The 16,496-nt window shown below is 52.0% G+C and carries 20 protein-coding genes; 19 read left to right on the top strand and 1 reads right to left on the bottom strand.

The genetic code is table 11. The features are described from left to right. Nucleotides 1–9 precede the first annotated feature (9 nt). From MTBMA_RS03870 to MTBMA_RS03960, 19 genes are all read left to right on the top strand, one after another. Nucleotides 10–270 (top strand): EhaE family protein, encoded by a 261-nt coding sequence (locus MTBMA_RS03870; RefSeq protein ID WP_013295607.1) that lies wholly within the window; start codon nucleotides 10–12, stop codon nucleotides 268–270. After that, nucleotides 267–746 (top strand): EhaF family protein, encoded by a 480-nt coding sequence (locus tag MTBMA_RS03875; protein WP_013295608.1) that lies wholly within the window; start codon nucleotides 267–269, stop codon nucleotides 744–746. The genes MTBMA_RS03870 and MTBMA_RS03875 overlap by 4 nt, the downstream gene beginning before the upstream one ends. Beyond that, nucleotides 743–1,405 (top strand): EhaG family protein, encoded by a 663-nt coding sequence (locus MTBMA_RS03880; protein ID WP_013295609.1) that lies wholly within the window; start codon nucleotides 743–745, stop codon nucleotides 1,403–1,405. The genes MTBMA_RS03875 and MTBMA_RS03880 overlap by 4 nt, the downstream gene beginning before the upstream one ends. Further along, entirely contained in the window at nucleotides 1,405–2,076 is a 672-nt protein-coding gene (locus MTBMA_RS03885) for a proton-conducting transporter transmembrane domain-containing protein (RefSeq protein ID WP_013295610.1), read from the top strand. Before MTBMA_RS03880 ends, MTBMA_RS03885 begins: the two co-directional genes overlap by 1 nt. Nucleotides 2,077–2,086: 10 nt before the next feature. Beyond that, nucleotides 2,087–2,302, top strand: coding sequence for a hypothetical protein (locus MTBMA_RS03890; protein ID WP_013295611.1), 216 nt, complete (start codon nucleotides 2,087–2,089; stop codon nucleotides 2,300–2,302). A gap of 31 nt (nucleotides 2,303–2,333) precedes the next feature. Continuing rightward, nucleotides 2,334–3,197, top strand: a complete 864-nt coding sequence (locus tag MTBMA_RS03895; protein WP_013295612.1) for a respiratory chain complex I subunit 1 family protein — start codon at nucleotides 2,334–2,336, stop codon at nucleotides 3,195–3,197. A gap of 23 nt (nucleotides 3,198–3,220) precedes the next feature. Then, nucleotides 3,221–3,472: a hypothetical protein gene (locus MTBMA_RS03900; RefSeq protein ID WP_013295613.1), complete on the top strand. Its 252-nt coding sequence runs from the start codon at nucleotides 3,221–3,223 to the stop codon at nucleotides 3,470–3,472. A 12-nt stretch (nucleotides 3,473–3,484) separates the two neighbouring features. Next, complete coding sequence (locus MTBMA_RS03905; RefSeq protein WP_148215549.1) at nucleotides 3,485–3,811, top strand: DUF2104 domain-containing protein; 327 nt, start codon at nucleotides 3,485–3,487, stop codon at nucleotides 3,809–3,811. A 2-nt stretch (nucleotides 3,812–3,813) separates the two neighbouring features. Continuing rightward, nucleotides 3,814–4,194 carry a DUF1959 domain-containing protein gene (locus MTBMA_RS03910; RefSeq protein WP_013295615.1) on the top strand — a complete coding sequence of 127 codons (381 nt, stop codon included), beginning with the start codon at nucleotides 3,814–3,816 and terminating at the stop codon, nucleotides 4,192–4,194. 95 nt (nucleotides 4,195–4,289) lie between these two features. After that, nucleotides 4,290–4,736 (top strand): NADH-quinone oxidoreductase subunit B family protein, encoded by a 447-nt coding sequence (locus MTBMA_RS03915; protein WP_013295616.1) that lies wholly within the window; start codon nucleotides 4,290–4,292, stop codon nucleotides 4,734–4,736. Next, entirely contained in the window at nucleotides 4,733–5,845 is a 1,113-nt protein-coding gene (locus tag MTBMA_RS03920) for a hydrogenase large subunit (RefSeq protein ID WP_013295617.1), read from the top strand. Before MTBMA_RS03915 ends, MTBMA_RS03920 begins: the two co-directional genes overlap by 4 nt. A gap of 24 nt (nucleotides 5,846–5,869) precedes the next feature. After that, entirely contained in the window at nucleotides 5,870–6,892 is a 1,023-nt protein-coding gene (locus MTBMA_RS03925) for a 4Fe-4S binding protein (RefSeq protein ID WP_013295618.1), read from the top strand. Between the two features lie 72 nt (nucleotides 6,893–6,964). Further along, on the top strand, nucleotides 6,965–8,254 hold the full coding sequence (locus tag MTBMA_RS03930; RefSeq protein WP_083772488.1) for a 4Fe-4S dicluster domain-containing protein: 1,290 nt from the start codon (nucleotides 6,965–6,967) through the stop codon (nucleotides 8,252–8,254). Beyond that, nucleotides 8,238–9,263, top strand: a complete 1,026-nt coding sequence (locus tag MTBMA_RS03935) for an energy-converting hydrogenase A, subunit R (protein WP_394295881.1) — start codon at nucleotides 8,238–8,240, stop codon at nucleotides 9,261–9,263. The genes MTBMA_RS03930 and MTBMA_RS03935 overlap by 17 nt, the downstream gene beginning before the upstream one ends. Before the next feature lie 21 nt (nucleotides 9,264–9,284). Beyond that, nucleotides 9,285–10,175 (top strand): formylmethanofuran--tetrahydromethanopterin N-formyltransferase, encoded by an 891-nt coding sequence (locus MTBMA_RS03940; protein WP_013295621.1) that lies wholly within the window; start codon nucleotides 9,285–9,287, stop codon nucleotides 10,173–10,175. Continuing rightward, a complete protein-coding gene (locus tag MTBMA_RS03945; RefSeq protein ID WP_013295622.1) occupies nucleotides 10,175–11,113 on the top strand; it encodes a carbohydrate kinase family protein in 939 nt (312 codons plus the stop codon). Before MTBMA_RS03940 ends, MTBMA_RS03945 begins: the two co-directional genes overlap by 1 nt. A 79-nt stretch (nucleotides 11,114–11,192) precedes the next feature. Continuing rightward, the gene (locus tag MTBMA_RS03950; protein WP_013295623.1) at nucleotides 11,193–11,948 is read left to right on the top strand and encodes a 4Fe-4S binding protein; all 756 of its coding nucleotides are present in this window, start codon (nucleotides 11,193–11,195) and stop codon (nucleotides 11,946–11,948) included. Continuing rightward, nucleotides 11,938–12,573, top strand: a complete 636-nt coding sequence (locus tag MTBMA_RS03955) for a CBS domain-containing protein (RefSeq protein ID WP_013295624.1) — start codon at nucleotides 11,938–11,940, stop codon at nucleotides 12,571–12,573. The genes MTBMA_RS03950 and MTBMA_RS03955 overlap by 11 nt, the downstream gene beginning before the upstream one ends. 143 nt (nucleotides 12,574–12,716) lie before the next feature. Beyond that, entirely contained in the window at nucleotides 12,717–14,534 is a 1,818-nt protein-coding gene (locus tag MTBMA_RS03960) for a heavy metal translocating P-type ATPase (RefSeq protein WP_013295625.1), read from the top strand. Nucleotides 14,535–14,613: 79 nt separating this feature from the next. Here MTBMA_RS03960 and MTBMA_RS03965 read toward each other — a convergent pair whose 3' ends face one another. Then, nucleotides 14,614–16,347 (bottom strand): pseudomurein-binding repeat-containing protein, encoded by a 1,734-nt coding sequence (locus MTBMA_RS03965; RefSeq protein WP_013295626.1) that lies wholly within the window; start codon nucleotides 16,345–16,347, stop codon nucleotides 14,614–14,616. Nucleotides 16,348–16,496: the final 149 nt, after the last annotated feature.

The following is a 16,496-nucleotide window of genomic DNA, read 5'->3' on the forward strand; positions in this document are numbered from 1 at the left end:
GTGGGAAACTTGCTTGAAACCCAGATATGGTTCTACGCAGGGGCCGCACTTGTAATAATAGGTTCCATTGCAACCGTCGCAGGTCCCGGTGTAAGGGACCCTATCGTCAGGATACTGAACACCGAGATACCGGCGGTTGGTGTTTCACTGATATTCCTCACCTACAACCACACACTTGCACTCCTCACCTTCATCGCGGCCACCACAATCATGACACTGGTACTGCTCAGGGCCGTTATAAGGCTCGAGGAGATGGGGGTGGAAGTATGAGCCTTGGAAGAATCCTCAACGAACTGGCAAACCCCAAGAGGATACCGCGTCTATTCGCATTCTCACTTGGACTCGTGCTCCTTGTGGGTTTCCTGGTACCATTAACACTGAATGAGAACCAGCTCTACCCGAGGCCACTCCCACAGGAACAGATTAACAGCAAGGATCCCCTGGCACCCTACGACCGTGGTGGGGTTCCACTTGAGGAACCAGGCAACGTGAAGTCCCAGTACCCCCAGTTTGAGGTTAACCTGGGTAAGATCACAGCTTACCTGTCACCGATAGCGATAGCGGTCAAGGACCTTACCTACTACTTCGGAACCTCAATATACTCATCCCCGGGGGGTCTCATAGATGAGATACTGTACTACACAAGGGGTCTTGACACGGTCCTTGAGTCAAGCATACTCATGATGGCATTCACCATAGCATCATGGGTCGCCCTTAACTTCACTGTGAGGAGGCGTAAACCATGATGGTACCTGAATTCACAGTTTCACTCTTCGTCCCGGCTGTCTACACGGGACTTGTAGCGGGATTCATAGCGCTCCTTGGGATATCATTCCAGAAGAATGACCTCAGCGCACTCATAATCACCGATATAGTGGGAATAGCAATGCTTGTGATCGTTGCAGCGGTCGGAACCGACCTTGCAGAGGCCCTCATACTCCCCGGGCTGGTGGTTGAACTGGCCGAGATAATGGCCATCTCGGAGATACTCATTTCAAGGGAGATGAGGATCCGTGGCGAGGTGGAGGAGATTGAACACGTCCCGATGGAACTCGAGGTCTTCAGGACAGCCCCCAACTTCCTGGCACTTGTACTCATAGCCTACGGCGTGTTCCTCACAGGTTTCACAGGGGGTGCGGTTGCAGGTGCAGGTGTTCTGTTCTACGCTGCAACCAGGAAGGCCCGTGGCCTGCCGGTGGCTGAATGGAATGGTATAGCGGGTGTCTCAGGTATAACCTGGTGCCTATGGCTTGCAGGTTTCCTGATATTCTTCACAGCACCACAGCTCTGGCTCCCGGCCCTGTTCCTTTCAAGTTGCGGTATACTTATCAAGGTGGCCAGCAAGATGGGCCTCATCGGGGTCCTTGCAAGGGAGGAGATCAGGGAAGCAGGGGGTGATGAATGATGGATATAGCGTCCCTTGGTGGTGAGCTACTGGGTCAGATACCCTTCGGGGACATAGTGCTCTACCTCACACCATTCAACCTGTTCATGTTCGCATCTGTACTCATATTCACGTTCCTCATAGCCATAAGCCGGACAGAGACCCAGGTTGAGACAGAGTTCGGGTCACTGGGTAACCGGAGGGTTGAGGTTGACACAGCCGAGTTCAGGATCAGGAGGTTCCTTGCAATAGTCTGTGGACTTGCAACTGCAGGCGCGATGGTTACAGGTGACCTGTTCAACTTCACACTCTTTGTGGCACTCATAGGAATAGTTAACATCGGTATAGTCTCAGCGGTGAGACAGGTGGATGTGCTTGATGCGGCCTTCCAGTATGGACTCATAGCCATGATGGCTTCACTTCCCCTCTTCGGGGGCGCGGCCATGGTGCTGGGCTCATCAGGTACACTGAGTCTCCTTGAGCTATCCCATATCGGGGGAAACCCCATGATAAGCTTTGCAACCATCCTCCTTCTGATGGGGGTTATAGGTGAGACCGGTGTTGCACCGTTCTATGCAACCAAGGCAGAGATGTTCCGGACACCCGGCTCACCCTTCATACTCATAATACACCTCAGCTCCCTCCTGGTGATTGTGAGGGCCATTGAGGTTTTACTGATAGTTGCACTCTGAAGGTGAGATCATGAATAAACTTAAAGCAGGAAGCCTTACTGCCCTGATACTATCAGCAACCGGGATAATCTATGCCCTCCTCTTCAACCCACCTGCGTGGGTGGTGTATGGCGTGGCCATATTCCTCATCCCGGTCTTCATACTCTCGCTGGGGATACTCTCCATGGCGACACCAGAGAAGGATGAGGCTGACGAGAGGGTTAACGAACCATTCATAGGGTACTGATGATCATGGAACCATACTTTGCGGTGATGAAATGAATCTGATGGGAAACATCATAGTTAACGTTACAATAGCATTTCTGGTGGGGAGCCTGCTTCTGGGGTTCCAGAGGAAGGTGATGGCGAGGATACAGAGGAGACCAGGACCCCCTGTTATACAGCACCTCCTCCACACCCTTAAGTTCTACATAAAGGAGTCATCGTTCCCCAGGACGGCTGCCATGCCATTCTATGTGGCTATAGCGGCGACACTCTGTGGTATCTGGATTAGCGCGGTTATCGTGGGACCTGTTCTTGAGGGCTCACTCCTGCTCTTCTTCGGGATATACGCCCTCCACAAGATCGTTGAGCACAACGCAGGATCATCATCCGGTTCACCGTATGGTAAGCTCAGCTGTGTCCGCGCGGTTTTCTCTGCTGCAGCCGAACTGCCACTCTTTGCGGTGCTCGCCATCATATACCTGCAGACCAGGACGATGATGATATCCGACATCATAGGCTACCAGAGCATCCACGGGCCACTCATACTGAAGCTCCCCCTGGCGGCCATGATGTTCTTTGTCCTCATACTCTCAAAGGCACCGTACTCACCATTCTCCATAACCAAGGGTAAGGACATAATATCCGGGTATGAGACAGAGCACTTCGGGGTCCTCAGGGGCTACCTGATGATCTCAGAGTCCATTGCATGGTACATGCTCCTCTGGATATTCCTCACGGTATTCATAGGCGGCCTGAGCCTGCCGCTATACATCCTGGGAATGGTGATTATCACGGCGGTAACGGCATTCATAAACGCAACAACACCAATGCTGAACCCCAACCACTCTGTGGCCATACAGGTTATCCTGGCATTCGCCGGTATAGCAGGGTCCATCATTCTTATGCTTGTAATGTGATAGTAATTTAGAGAGGGGATTTAATGGAGAAAGGTCTAACGGTACTCACGGCACTTGTTGCGGGCGGAGTAATAATCGTGAGCCTGCTTGCAGCCATCATGCAGAGGATATCTGTAATACCGGTCACATTCCTTGCAGCCATATTCATGGTTCTACTGCTCATGGCGGGCAGTGAAAGGGTCTCTGAACTCTCAGAGGAACTTGAAAGGGCTGCGTTCTTCGCGGTACTGGCACTCTTCATAATTTCATTCCTGGTCCTCTACAGACCGGTATAATCAAATTCACTGGTGATAATATTGTATGGAATATACCTTGTATACACGGTTTCCTTTATCGCTGGCTCGGTAACCGGTTTACTCTTAAGCTACCGGAAGTACAGGGAGCCATTTGTGGAGGAAAAAATAGACCCACTGGCACTTATAGTAGCCCTCGTGGGGTGGGTGGTGCTTGTGAATGCGGCCCTGGCACCCTTCACCCCTCTTTTAAGGACCGGGGGGTTCTTCATGGTCGCCCTGGTTGCCGGTATGAGGCCAGGGTATGGTAGATACGAGACGGTCCTGGGGGCTGCGGTGGCTTTTATCATATGGCTCCTGGCCGGGACCCCGGGGTGGTAGTTATGGATGAAGGAGAACTCATGAGGCTCATGAAGAGGAGGATAATTGAAAGTTACCGGTGGCAGGAGGATGTTGTGAAACCACTCTCCAGGGAACTTGAAATTGATCTGGAGGAGTTCCAGGAGATACTCATGGATAAACTGGACATGTCCAGCCTTGAGGCCCTCCACCCCAGATTCGAGTCTGCAAGGCCAAGGTGCATAAAGGAGAAGCTGCACAGTGACCTCCAGCTCTGCTGGCTCGTTGATGTGATGGAAATCGTGGATACTGGGGATGCAGAGGCACTCAAGGATGAGATAACAGGGATGATCCTGGATGGAGCCGAATACGGAGATGCCCTTGCTGAGGGGAAGAGGAGGCTCCATGAGATACTCCGGTCTTAAGATTGATCATGAAGGAGTGGATGTAGAGGTAAAGAAATGTTGGATGCTCTTAAGCTTAAGATTGATCATTAAAGAGTGGATGTAGAGGTAAAGAAATGTTGGATGCTCTTAAAAGTATTCTGAGGAAAACATCAATCCACGTGTGTCTTGTGAACACCGGAGGGTGCAACGGCTGCGACATAGAGGTCCTTGCACTCCTCTCACCCAGATATGACCTTGAACAGTACGGTATATACGTCCACCAGAACCCCAGGGAGGCTGATGTGATACTGGTGACCGGTGCCGTTACAGAGCAGTGGAGAGAGAAGCTTCAGAGGATATACAGCAAGGCACCTGAGCCAAAGATAGTGGTGGCCCTGGGCAACTGCCCCATCTCAGGGGACGTGTTCAACCAGGAGGGTGGGAGCGTCTATGCACCGGTCTCTGACTTCATACCGGTGGACGCTGAGGTCCCTGGTTGTCCGCCAAGGCCATCTGAGATACTTGAAGCGATACTGTCTGTGGCACCCGGTGCAATAGCAGAGAGGGGGAGAAAGAGATGATACTGCCACTTGGACCCATGCACCCCGGCTACAAGGAGCCCATAAGGCTCAAGGTTAAGACAAGGGGTGAGAAGGTTCTCAAGGCCGAGATAGAGTATGGATACGTTCACAGGGGAATAGAGAGGGTGATGAGGAACAAGACCTGGCAGAAGGCCATATACCTCTCTGAGCGGGTCTGCGGGATATGCTCATATATACACACACAGACCTTTGCAGAGGCATTTGAGGCCATATCTGAGGTGGAGGCCCCACCGAGGGCCCAGTTCCTCCGTGCACTGACCAACGAACTTGACAGGATACAGAGTCACCTCATTGCAAATTCAACCTACTTCAAGGCCCTTGACCATGAGACAATGTTCATGTACATGCTGGCCCTGAGGGAGCCTGTCATGGATGCCATCGAGTTACTCACAGGTAACCGTGTCAACATGGGCTGGAACGTTGTGGGGGGTGTGAGGATGGACGCCTCAGAGGATCACCTCTCAAGGATAAGGGAGATCATAGTGGACCTTGAAAGGGAATTCGACCGTTACGTTGAAATGTTCGAGCACGGGCCACTCATAGGACTCAGGTCAAGGGACGTGGGTTACATGAGCCGTGAGGAGGCAGAGAAGGCCCGGGCAGTGGGACCCATCGGAAGGGCCTCGGGTATACGGTATGACTTCAGGGAGGATCACCCCACCTACCGGGATCACCTGGATTTCAGGACGATCTGGAGGGATGAGGGGGACAACTTTGCAAGGGTCATGAACCGCTTCGATGAGATAAGGGTCTCAATTGACCTCATAAAGCAGGTGATAGACAGTATCCCCTCCGGCCCTGTGAGGAGGAAGGTGGATGTGAAGGCAGGCTACGGGGAGTGGAGAAACGAGGCACCCCGCGGCGAGGTGGCCTACATGATTGAGACCAACGGAAACCTCATAAAGAACATCTCCATAAGGACCCCCAGCATCATGAACATCGATGCCTGTGCAAAGTACATGCTGCGTGACGTTGCAACCGTTGCAGATGCCGTTGCAACCTATGCCAGTGCAGACCCATGCATAGCATGTGCAGAGAGGGTCGTGGTCCTGGACGAGAATGAGGGAAAGAGGGAGATACTCCTTTAAAAGAATTGATCATGTTGATGTCCTATGTCCTCTGTAATATGGTACCTCTACGAGTTTGCCCGCAAATCATGGGCAGAGAAATTTGCAAATGCACATACAGAACATGAGATCCTTGAAAAACCCGAAAGGTTCAGGGATTTCCCCACAGTACATAAGGAGTACTGCATAGGCTGCGGGGCCTGCACCACAGCATGCCCTGCCCCCGGCGCGATAAAACTGGTCCGCGATACCGACACCTCCGAGGAGGAGGGCCTGACCTACCCGGTGATAGTGAGGGGGGCCTGTATCAGGTGCGGATTCTGCGCCGAGGTCTGCCCCACCGACCCCAAGACTATAGAATGCGGTGAGAACCACCTCATAAGGGAAGAGTTCACAATCGTACCCTCAGAGAAGCTCTACGTGATAGACGATTACCTCTGCATACGCTGCAGGAAATGCATGAAGGCCTGCCCGGTTGATGCCATCGTTGAGGAGGACGGCAGGGTCGAGATTGACCAGAGCAGGTGCATAGCATGCGGTGACTGCCTTGAGAAGTGCCCTGTCAAGGGTGCGCTCAAGAGGATACACGTGGCATATGTTGAGGAACAGAAGATGGTTATAAACCTGGCTGTCAATGAACTGGAGGCGGCCATCGAGGAGCGCAGTGATGATATAAAGAAACTCGGGGCGGGTGAGGTCTACAGGATGAACCACCCCCTGCGACCCCTCCTTGAAAGGGCCCTTGAGATTCTGCCCGATGAGGATATAACCAGGGACATCCTTGAGATGATAACAGACCGCCTGAAGATGAGGATCATAACATGGAGCCCTGAGAAGTGTGTTCAGTGCAGGTTATGCGTAGATGAGTGCCCATCGGGTGCCATAACCTACTCGGAGGATGAGGGAGTCGTGAGGGACCCTGAAAAGTGTCTCAGGTGCAGCACATGCTACCAGACCTGCCCGTTCGGTGTTGCCGGGTACTACGTTGCAAGGTTCCTCATTGACGAGTCCAACGGTGAGGAAGTGATCAGGATCACCATAAAACCGGCGGCGCTTCCTGTAAAGTGATGAGGAGATGATAACATTCCAGCTGCAGCAAAACCCGTAAAGCCCCTGAGGGAAGTTGACGTTGACTATGAAATCCACCATGAGAAATGCAGGAACTGCCCTGATAAGCCCTGCCTGAATGCATGCCCTGTTGATGCCGTGCACATCGACCCGGACACAGGGGAGGTTGAGATAGATGACCGTTGCTTTGGCTGCGTCCTCTGCAGGGAGGCCTGCCCCTACGATGCCATAAGGATGAAGACAATCCTCGGGGAGCCAGTGAGGGAGAACGTCCCTGTGATAAACCCCAGGATCTGCCGTGGCTGCGGTGCCTGTGTATCTGCCTGCAGGACAGGGGCCATACACCTGACATCATCAGGGAAGACAGGGGTTCACAGTGAGATAGACGAGGATAAATGCGTCAGGTGCGGCTACTGTGCAAGGGCATGTCCCACAGAGGCCATAAAATATGGTGAGATCCTGCCGAGATCCGTGGTGGGTGGAAAGGCTGTTGTGGTTAACCAGAGGGACTGCATAGGCTGCATGACCTGCACCAGGGTCTGCCCATCCAGGGGCGCCATAAAGGTTGGTAAGATCAACAGGCTCCCCTACATAGACCCATCATACTGTGCAAGGTGCGAGGAGTGCATGGATGTCTGCCCATCAGCAGCCATAAAGTACTCATCCAGAAAGAGGGCATACGAAAACTTCTCAAAGCTAAATAACATGGAGATAGCAGGGGAGATCCTTGAGAGGGAATCAGAGAAACTCGTAAGGAACCTTGGCAGGATAGACTCGGTTCTGAGGAGCGTGAAGAGAAGGTTCTCCAGGGATGAACCCGAGTTCAGTGTGGATGTCACAGATGAAATAAGGGAAGGTATAGAGGAACTCGTTGACTCGGACCTTGAAATCCTGGAACTCAACCATATAGTGGACTTCACAAAGCCAAAGAGGAGCATAAGGGTCCTTGAGGAGAGGTGCATCGGCTGCGGGCTATGCGTCACCGAGTGCCCGGTTGGAGTTATAGAACCGGTAACACCAGCCCCTGTTGAGATAAAGGATGGATGCGTCTTCTGCGGTCGCTGCAGAGGAGTTTGCCCTGTTGATGCAGTTGAAATAACAGAGGAGGGCTTCAGGGCATCCGATGGCAGGATATACCTTGAGCGCAGAATCCTCAGGGGACCAAGAAGCGGTTCAGTGGAGGTGGATCATGTCATCTGCCAGAGGTGCGGTGTCTGTGTCAACCACTGCCCCGTTGATGCCATGGCAATGGATGGTGAGGTGGAGGTTGATGATGACACCTGCATACTCTGCGGTGAATGCCAGGACATATGCCCTGTTACCGCAGTGAAACTTAACCTGGAGGATGATAACCTTGAATAGGGTCTTTGTGACAGACTGCGAGGGCCCGGTTTCACTGAACGACAACGCATTCGAGGCCGCGGCCCACTTCATGCCTGAAGGTGACAGGTTCTTCAGGAAGGTCAGCGAATTTGATGACATACTGGCAGATGAGATAAAAAGGCCCGGCTACAATGCAGGGGACACCCTGAAACTCATAGTCCCCTTCCTGGTGGCCTACGGTGTCACCGATGAGAAGCTAATTGAATTCTCAGAGGAAACCCTCAAACTTGTACCAGGGGCAGAGGAGACCCTCGAGCTTGCCATGCAGCTCATGCCAGCCTACATAATAAGCACAAGTTACAGGCACTACATAGAGGCCCTCTGCAGGCGGACAGGCTTCCCCATTGAGAACACCCGCCACACAACCCTCACCCTCAACGTCCCTGTTGGGGATGATGAAAGGGAGATGCTCATGAAACTCAGGGAGGAAGTCATTGATGGAGACTTCCAGGACCTGGATGAGATATTCTTCAAGAAAATACCACAGATGAGGATAGGGAGGCTCCTTGAGGAGGTCCAGACTGTTGGCGGGGACGGTAAGAGGGTCGCCCTGAAAGGGATACTCTCTGAACTTGGTTTAACAGCGAAGGCGGCCATGTATGTGGGTGACAGCATAACAGATGTCGAGCCCCTCAGGGAACTCAGGGGGAAGGGTATACCCATCTCATTCAACGGCAACAGGTACGCACTCAGGGAGGCCGAGGTTGCCGTCATATCCGAGGATGCAAGGGCCCTCCTGCCACTCGTGGACCTCCACTCAAGGTTCGGGAGGAACTACGTAATGGAATTCGTTAAGGCGTACTCCGATGACCCTGAAAGGGCCCTTGAATCCTTCAGGGTGGACTTCAGGGTTGCTGAGAGATTCGAGAACATATTCCGGGACGCCTACCCAACCATCACACCGGTGGATGATACCGATGAACTCGTTGAGGAGAGCCTCGCAGTCAGGAAGAGGATCAGAGGGGAGGATGTGGGGTCCCTGGGCTGAATGGATCGTCAGGTGTTGATTATGGAGATTAACGGAACGGTGATCGAGGATACATTTTCAGAGGCCTTCACCGGAAGGTGTGTGAGGGCCACCATAACGGCCCGTGACATGGAAACCGTAAGGAGGGCGGCCTACGATTCAACTGCAACCCCAGGCGCGGTTATAGGGAGAGTTGAGGGTGGCGTTGAATCATTCCACTCGGCTGATGAAACACCAGATGGGAGGCCAGGGGCCACTGTACAGTTCTACTATGCCCTCCCCGACCTGGAGAAGTTCCAGGTTGAACTCTCCTACAGGATCAGGCAGGACATACTGGTGAAACCATTCACAGCCCTCTACAATTCCACACCTGACCCTGAGGGGTACATGGATATGATGAAGCATGTGGGCCACTGTGGGGACGGTTATGAGTGGATTGAGGAGTTTGGTGGCCGTGAAATGATCAACATCCCCATAGCGGTCCCGGACTTTAAGATTGAGTCAAAGATGGGGTACAGGGATGCGATCATGGGGGCCAACTTCTGGTACATGTGCAGGGACCCTGAAACCGTCCTTGAGGCTGGAAGGGCCGCCATAAATGCCATAGGGGAGGTTGAGGGTGTTGTAACACCCTTCGATATCTGCTCGGCCGCCTCCAAGCCCGAGACCAATTACCCCTGGATAGGCCCCACAACCAACCACCCCTACTGTCCAAGTCTCAGAGACTTACTGGGTGATAAGTCAAAGGTCCCTGAGGGGGTCGGGTACATACCGGAGATAGTCATAAATGGCCTGTCCCTTGAGGCACTTGAGGAGGCCATGAGGGCGGGTATAGAGACTGTCTGCCGCTACGACGGCGTCCTGATGGTGTCAGCGGGTAACTATGATGGTAAACTTGGGGACCACAGGATAGACCTTCATGGTGTTCTCTGATGTTATTCGATGCCGTGGGCCTCGGGGCCCTTAACATGGACCAGCTCCACATGGTTGAGAGGATAGCAGGACCCGACGAGGAGGTCTTTGTACGCAGTATCCTGGAGTCCTGCGGTGGATCAGCAGCCAACACCATAATAGGCCTTGCAAGGCTTGGCCTGAGGACGGCCTTCATCGGCAAGGTTGCCGGTGACAGGGAGGGTTCCATCCTAAGGGAGAACCTGAAGGGGGGGGGTGTCGCCGATTACGTTGCCGTTTCAGATGAGGGAAGAAGCGGCAGGGTCATGGGATTCGTTGACCCCCAGGGAAACAGGGCACTCTATGTGGACCCCGGGGTTAACGACACCCTCAGCATGGATGAGGTCCGGGAGGAGGCACTGAAAACCAGGCTACTGCACCTCACATCCTTTGCAGGATCAGGTATCAGGGTCCAGAGGGAGGTCCTGGGGGTCATCGATGACTCTGTGACAGTGAGCCTCGACCCCGGCCACCTATATGCGGAGCGGGGCGCATCTGAACTTGAGGGTATCCTTGAGAGGACAGACATTCTCCTGGTCAACCGGAGGGAACTGGAGATCCTGACAGGATCCCCTGACCCTGCCATGGCATCGGCAGAACTGGGGGTTGACGTGGTTGTCATGAAGATGGGCTCTGAGGGTGTCAGGGCCTTCGATGGCTCCGAGGTGATGGTTGAGGCACTCGAGACCAGCTGCAGGGATACAACGGGCGCCGGGGATGCATTCAATGCAGGTTTCCTCTATGCATGGCTTTCAGGACATGGGCTTGAGGTGTCATGCCTCTTTGGAAACTACATGGCATCAAGGTGCATAGAGGGCTACGGTGCCACATCGTCCCTCCCAGGGAGGGAGGCCCTTGAGGTTCTGGAGGGGTACCTCAGGGATACCTATCAGGAAAAGCGCGGTGATTCTGGAAAATAATTTAAGTGAACATGTTTAAACTAATAGAGGAGGATCATGTTAATCTCTTTAAGGATTGAACAAATACCGGGGTTGTATCATGGATATTGTCTTTAAAAAGAAACTTGATGATCTCCAGAGGGACGTTGCACTGAAGTCGATGGACCTTGAGGAGAGCCCTGAGGAAGTCGGGGTGGAACTTGGAAGGTGCAGTGTTCGCGATAAATTCATAGACATAACACCAAAGTGCGTCAGGTGCAACCTCTGCGTTGAGGAGTGCCCTGTTGACGCAATATCAGATTCATCTGCCTCACGGGCCGCCAGGATACTCGATAACTGTGTTAAATGTGAGATATGTGCCCAGACCTGTCCCGTGAGATGTATAAATGTTGTTGAGAGCACAGCCACAATTGATGAGGATGTCACATACAACCTTGAATACCTGAGGATTCCCCACAGAACACTCCGCATGAGGGATATTCAGGTTACAGATAAATGCACCGCCTGCGGCACCTGCGAGAGGTTCTGCCCCACAGGCGCAATAAGGGTGGGGGAAACTGCAGCGGTTGATAGATCCATATGCATTGGATGCGGTGCCTGCGTCAACGTGTGCCCCTCAGATGCCATAAAACTTGAAAGGGAACTCGGACCTGTCATTGAGACCCGTAGACTCATGGTTGATCAGGATGCATGTGTTGAGTGCCTTGTATGTGAGGAGAACTGCCCCACCGGAGCCATAAGGATTGAGGATGGGGAAGTTGTTGTTGATGGAGATAAATGTATCCTCTGTGAGGTCTGTTCGTCTAAGTGTCCTGTGGCAGCACTTAAACTGGAGAGGTTGTCAGATGAAAGTTAAGGAGATAATGGATAAGGAGTTTATAGCCGTCTCCCCTGGGGACCGGGTTGTTGATGTATCCCTGAAGATGGAGAAGACAAGGAAATTCACAACACCTGTTGTTGATGATGAGGGGAAGCTTGTTGGATGGGTTACAAGCTTTGATGTTATGAGGGGACTCAGGGATGGAGTTGAACTTGTATCCGATGTCATGCAGCCCCCTGAGAGGATAGTCCACGTCAATGAGAACGACCCGGCGCGGCTGGCGGTCCTTGAAACAGCCCACCACAAACTTGTTAGTGTCCCTGTACTGGATGATGAGGGAAGGGTTGTCGGTGTTGTGAGGTCCTTTGACATCGTTGAGACCCTCTCACAGCTCTATGAGATCAAGGTCTACAAGATATTTGAGGCCATGAACAGTGAACTCAAGGGTGTTAGCTGGGACGAACTCATGGAGGCCGCAGCAATCATCACAAGGAGGCGCACTGGTAAGAGGATCAAGCCGAAGGAATACGAGGAGAGGATCAGGAACTCCACATTTGGCGAGGCCATATGGGCTACAGGTGGCCTTGAAAAGTTCTTTGTGGGTCTGATAGCCATAGGTGAACTTGTGATTGCAAGAAAGATTGCGAGGGCAAGGAAGTAATCCCCTTCTTTTTTTTATTTCACTAATTCCCTTCTGGACTTTTGAGGGTTTTTTACTGGCGCCTTCTACAATTACTGATATTAAGGAACACTTATATAATATGAATACATATGAATGTGTATTCATATGTTCAGGTGAATTGTATGGGGTGTGAATGCAGCTCATGTTCCCCGGAGGAGGGGGATAAAGATATACGGATCATCGCAGCATCAGGCGCGCTCCTCATATCAGGAATCATCCTCAGCTTCGCAGGTGGTTTGATCTCAGTCCCCTTTCTACTTGCCTCAGTGGCGGCTGCCGGCTACAGGATATTCCCACCAGCAATCAGATCAGTTCTGAGGGGACGCTTCACAGTGAACTTCCTCATACTCATAGCAGCCGCTGGGGCCATATTACTGGGTGACTACACAGAGGCGGCCCTTGTAACGGTTTTATATAACATCGCAGAGTACCTTGAGGAGTACGCCCACAGAAGATCCCACAGATCAGTGGAATCACTCATAAAGCTCAGACCTCGAACCGCAAGGGTCCTTGGTGATGGGGAGAACATAATTAAGGTCGAAGAGGTTAGATCAGGGTCCATAATCGGTATAAAACCCGGCGAAACCATCCCACTCGACGGAACAGTCACCAGGGGCAGGTCAAAGGTGGACCAGTCAAATATAACAGGGGAATCCCTTCCCATAACTGTCCAGGAGGGCAGTGATGTATTTGCAGGTACCCGGAACCTTGACGGATACCTGGAGGTCAGGGTTACAAGGGAAGCAGATAACACGGTGCTTGCAGGTGTTATTGAAACCGTTAAAAGGGCTGCCACCAGAAGGTCCCGCAGGGAGAGGTTCATAGAACGCTTCGCATCAGTCTACACTCCAGCTGTTATAGCCCTTGCGGTTCTAACGGCAGCAGTCCCTATCATAATGGGTGGATCCATCGGGACATGGGTGTACAGGGCCCTTGTCCTTCTTGTAATCTCATGTCCATGCGCACTCCTCATATCGACACCGGTTGCAATGGTCTCAGGGATGACCGCCGCTGCAAGAAGGGGTATACTCATCAAGGGCTCGGAGTTCCTGGAGGCCATGGCCTCGGTGAGAAACATAATCTTCGATAAAACAGGAACCCTCACAGAGGGATCCCCCAGGGTCACCTCAGTTGAACCCGTCGAGAGGAAGGATGAGATTCTAAGGATTGCAGCCTCCCTTGAGAGGAGGTCAGGTCACCCCATCGCAGAGGCCATAGTGGACTCCTACCATGGAGAAACAGATGAGGTCAGTGAATTTGAGTCCATGCCAGGGAAGGGTGTTTCAGGCCACATCAACGGGGTGAAGTACACCATTGGAAGCCCTGAGCTTGTCGGTGCCAGCCCAGGTAAGGGGACCACAGTCTACCTTCAGGGGCCAGAGGGAATAGCAGGAAAGATAACCCTCTCAGATACCATCAGGGATTCAGCTAGTAGGACAATCTCAGAACTCAGGGATAGGGGACTTGAGATTATGATGCTGACAGGGGACACCGAGGAGGTTGCAGCTGAGGTTGCAGGGGAGCTTGGAGTTGAAAACTACCAGGGAGGTCTCCTCCCTGAGGATAAGATGAAGGTTATTGATGAGGTCAGAAAGAGGGGACCCGTTGCAATGGTGGGTGATGGTGTTAACGATGCACCGGCCCTTGCAGCTGCAGACGTGGGGATAGCAATGGGTGTCCGGGGATCGGATGTGGCACTTGAAACAGCCGATATAACCCTTGTGGAGGATGACCTTGAGAGGATAGATGAACTCATGGATCTAAGCCGGAGGACCATCCGCACCGTGAGAATCAACACGGCTTTAACGGTTACAGTTAAACTATCCCTTGCAGTGCTCTCTGTCACAGGTTCCGTACCCCTGTGGGTAGCGGTTGCTGTGGGTGATATGGGCCTGTCGCTCTTTGTTATAGTGAACAGTCTGCTCATTGCAAGGTACTGATGCTATTGAGAACCATTATTCTTAAATTTAGGACTCAATTCATCACTAAAAAAAGAATAAAATAGTGGTTTAAAAACCACTAGAAGGGAAGACTTGCGTATATTCCCTTAATCTTTGCTGTAGCAGTGTTCCAGCTTGATACAGCGCCGAGACTGTTTCGTGAACTCGTGGCATCTGCAGCGTACCAGGTGTCACCCACAAGTACCTGGGCCCAGACATGGCCGTAGGTGTTACCTGAGGTGAAGGTGCATGTACCATGCACGTACCTGGCAGGTAACCCTGCAGCCCTGAAGAGGGCCACCAGGAGGTGTGAATGATCCACGCAGTTACCTGTCCTTGTTTTTAGCGTGCCAGTGGCACCGTATCTTGTGTTGTAGTAGAAGCTGTAGCTGATGCTGTCGCGTACCCACTTGAATATCGCTGTTGCCTTATCCCATGCACTGGTGAGGCCTGAGGTTAGGCTGGCTGCCAGTGACCTGATTGCCGTGTCATTCACCTGGCAGTTTGCTGTTGCCGAAAGGTACCGGGAGGTGCCCTCACCGTTGTAGGGGTCATTCTCAGGTCTCTTCTTAAGCGATGATGATGGGGTTGTTGATGTAGCACTGATCTTCTTCACCGTGACGTAGTTGGGGAGTCTGCCACTATCAGCATGGAATGCAAGGATCCTTGAAACCGCGTATATGAGGTTATCAAAGGATATTCTGCCGATACTGGAACTCACATAGTTGGGTGCCCTGCCGTTACTGTTTATGAACTTCAGCACATTCTCTGCAAGTTCGATGTAGGCTGACTTTGAGAGCTGCCCCGTCGCTGACCCTGATGGGTTCGGCGCGGCTTTCACTGAACGCACTGTGAGTGAAGCTGATTTTCCTGCACTTTTAAGGAGGTCCTTTAACATCAGGTCAAGGAACTGTGCAACTGTCAGCTTCTGGCTTCCCACTGATACTGTTGATGGCAGCTTACCGTAGGTTTCTATGTACTTTTTGAGGTCAACTGCAGCGCTCTTAAGCGATGATGATGGGGTTGTTGATGTAGCACTGATCTTCTTCACCGTGACGTAGTTGGGGAGTCTGCCACTATCAGCATGGAATGCAAGGATCCTTGAAACCGCGTATATGAGGTTATCAAAGGATATCCTGCCGATACTGGAACTCGCATAGTTGGGTGCCCTGCCGTTACTGTTTATGAACTTCAGCACATTCTCTGCGAGTTTGATGTAGGCTGACTTTGAGAGCTGCCCCGTCGCTGACCCTGATGGGTTCGGCGCGGCTTTCACTGAACGCACTGTAAGTGAAGCTGATTTTCCTGCAGTTTTAAGTAGGTCCTTGAGCATCAGGTCAAGGAACTGTGCAACTGTCAGCTTCTGGCTTCCCACTGATACTGTTGATGGCAGCTTACCGTAGGTTTCCATGTACTTTTTGAGGTCAACTGCAGCGCTAAGTGTGTTTGCATGGTTCACACCTGAATTATCACCTGCAGCCTGGAAATGGCTGCCTGAATTGCCACTGACGTTCGCCATGTCTGCATCTGCCACTACAGGTTTATCTGTGGTGTTAGGTGTATACGCTTCTCTGTCCACTGAAACAGGGGGCTCGGTGTTATCTGCACTCAGATGATCGGCCCCGCTAGGCAATGTGCCGTCGCTGTCACTGTCCACCATGTCTTCACTGTAACTTTCATTTAAACTTGAACACTGATCCAGTGACTTCTCACATTCCACTTCACTCTCGAAAGCTGTATCATCAGCTGCCACTGCATATCCTGCCGTATTCATGAGGAGCATGCATGCAGTGAGCATGCACACCAGTCTCATGTTTACCGAAATTTTACCGCCTCCAATCCACAGTGCCTGGTAGGGTCACTGTGACATTAAAAACTTGAATTTAAGGTTATATATAAATATTTTGGTTTATTTGACCTAAAAGAGCCTTATATGAACCTTTTAAATCAAAATAGGCTTTA

The organism is Methanothermobacter marburgensis str. Marburg (assembly GCF_000145295.1).
Classification (GTDB): domain Archaea; phylum Methanobacteriota; class Methanobacteria; order Methanobacteriales; family Methanothermobacteraceae; genus Methanothermobacter; species Methanothermobacter marburgensis.

Bases quoted from the DNA above. Each gene is read 5' to 3' on its own strand.
- MTBMA_RS03925 (WP_013295618.1), top strand. From the start codon at position 5,870: ATGTCCTCTGTAATATGGTACCTCTACGAGTTTGCCCGCAAATCATGG.
- MTBMA_RS03920 (WP_013295617.1), top strand. From the start codon at position 4,733: ATGATACTGCCACTTGGACCCATGCACCCCGGCTACAAGGAGCCCATA.
- MTBMA_RS03915 (WP_013295616.1), top strand. From the start codon at position 4,290: ATGTTGGATGCTCTTAAAAGTATTCTGAGGAAAACATCAATCCACGTG.
- MTBMA_RS03900 (WP_013295613.1), top strand. From the start codon at position 3,221: ATGGAGAAAGGTCTAACGGTACTCACGGCACTTGTTGCGGGCGGAGTA.
- MTBMA_RS03960 (WP_013295625.1), top strand. From the start codon at position 12,717: ATGGGGTGTGAATGCAGCTCATGTTCCCCGGAGGAGGGGGATAAAGAT.
- MTBMA_RS03940 (WP_013295621.1), top strand. From the start codon at position 9,285: ATGGAGATTAACGGAACGGTGATCGAGGATACATTTTCAGAGGCCTTC.
- MTBMA_RS03945 (WP_013295622.1), top strand. From the start codon at position 10,175: ATGTTATTCGATGCCGTGGGCCTCGGGGCCCTTAACATGGACCAGCTC.
- MTBMA_RS03910 (WP_013295615.1), top strand. From the start codon at position 3,814: ATGGATGAAGGAGAACTCATGAGGCTCATGAAGAGGAGGATAATTGAA.
- MTBMA_RS03890 (WP_013295611.1), top strand. From the start codon at position 2,087: ATGAATAAACTTAAAGCAGGAAGCCTTACTGCCCTGATACTATCAGCA.
- MTBMA_RS03935 (WP_394295881.1), top strand. From the start codon at position 8,238: ATGATAACCTTGAATAGGGTCTTTGTGACAGACTGCGAGGGCCCGGTT.
- MTBMA_RS03965 (WP_013295626.1), bottom strand. From the start codon at position 16,347: ATGAGACTGGTGTGCATGCTCACTGCATGCATGCTCCTCATGAATACG.
- MTBMA_RS03950 (WP_013295623.1), top strand. From the start codon at position 11,193: ATGGATATTGTCTTTAAAAAGAAACTTGATGATCTCCAGAGGGACGTT.
- MTBMA_RS03885 (WP_013295610.1), top strand. From the start codon at position 1,405: ATGGATATAGCGTCCCTTGGTGGTGAGCTACTGGGTCAGATACCCTTC.
- MTBMA_RS03895 (WP_013295612.1), top strand. From the start codon at position 2,334: ATGAATCTGATGGGAAACATCATAGTTAACGTTACAATAGCATTTCTG.
- MTBMA_RS03880 (WP_013295609.1), top strand. From the start codon at position 743: ATGATGGTACCTGAATTCACAGTTTCACTCTTCGTCCCGGCTGTCTAC.
- MTBMA_RS03955 (WP_013295624.1), top strand. From the start codon at position 11,938: ATGAAAGTTAAGGAGATAATGGATAAGGAGTTTATAGCCGTCTCCCCT.
- MTBMA_RS03875 (WP_013295608.1), top strand. From the start codon at position 267: ATGAGCCTTGGAAGAATCCTCAACGAACTGGCAAACCCCAAGAGGATA.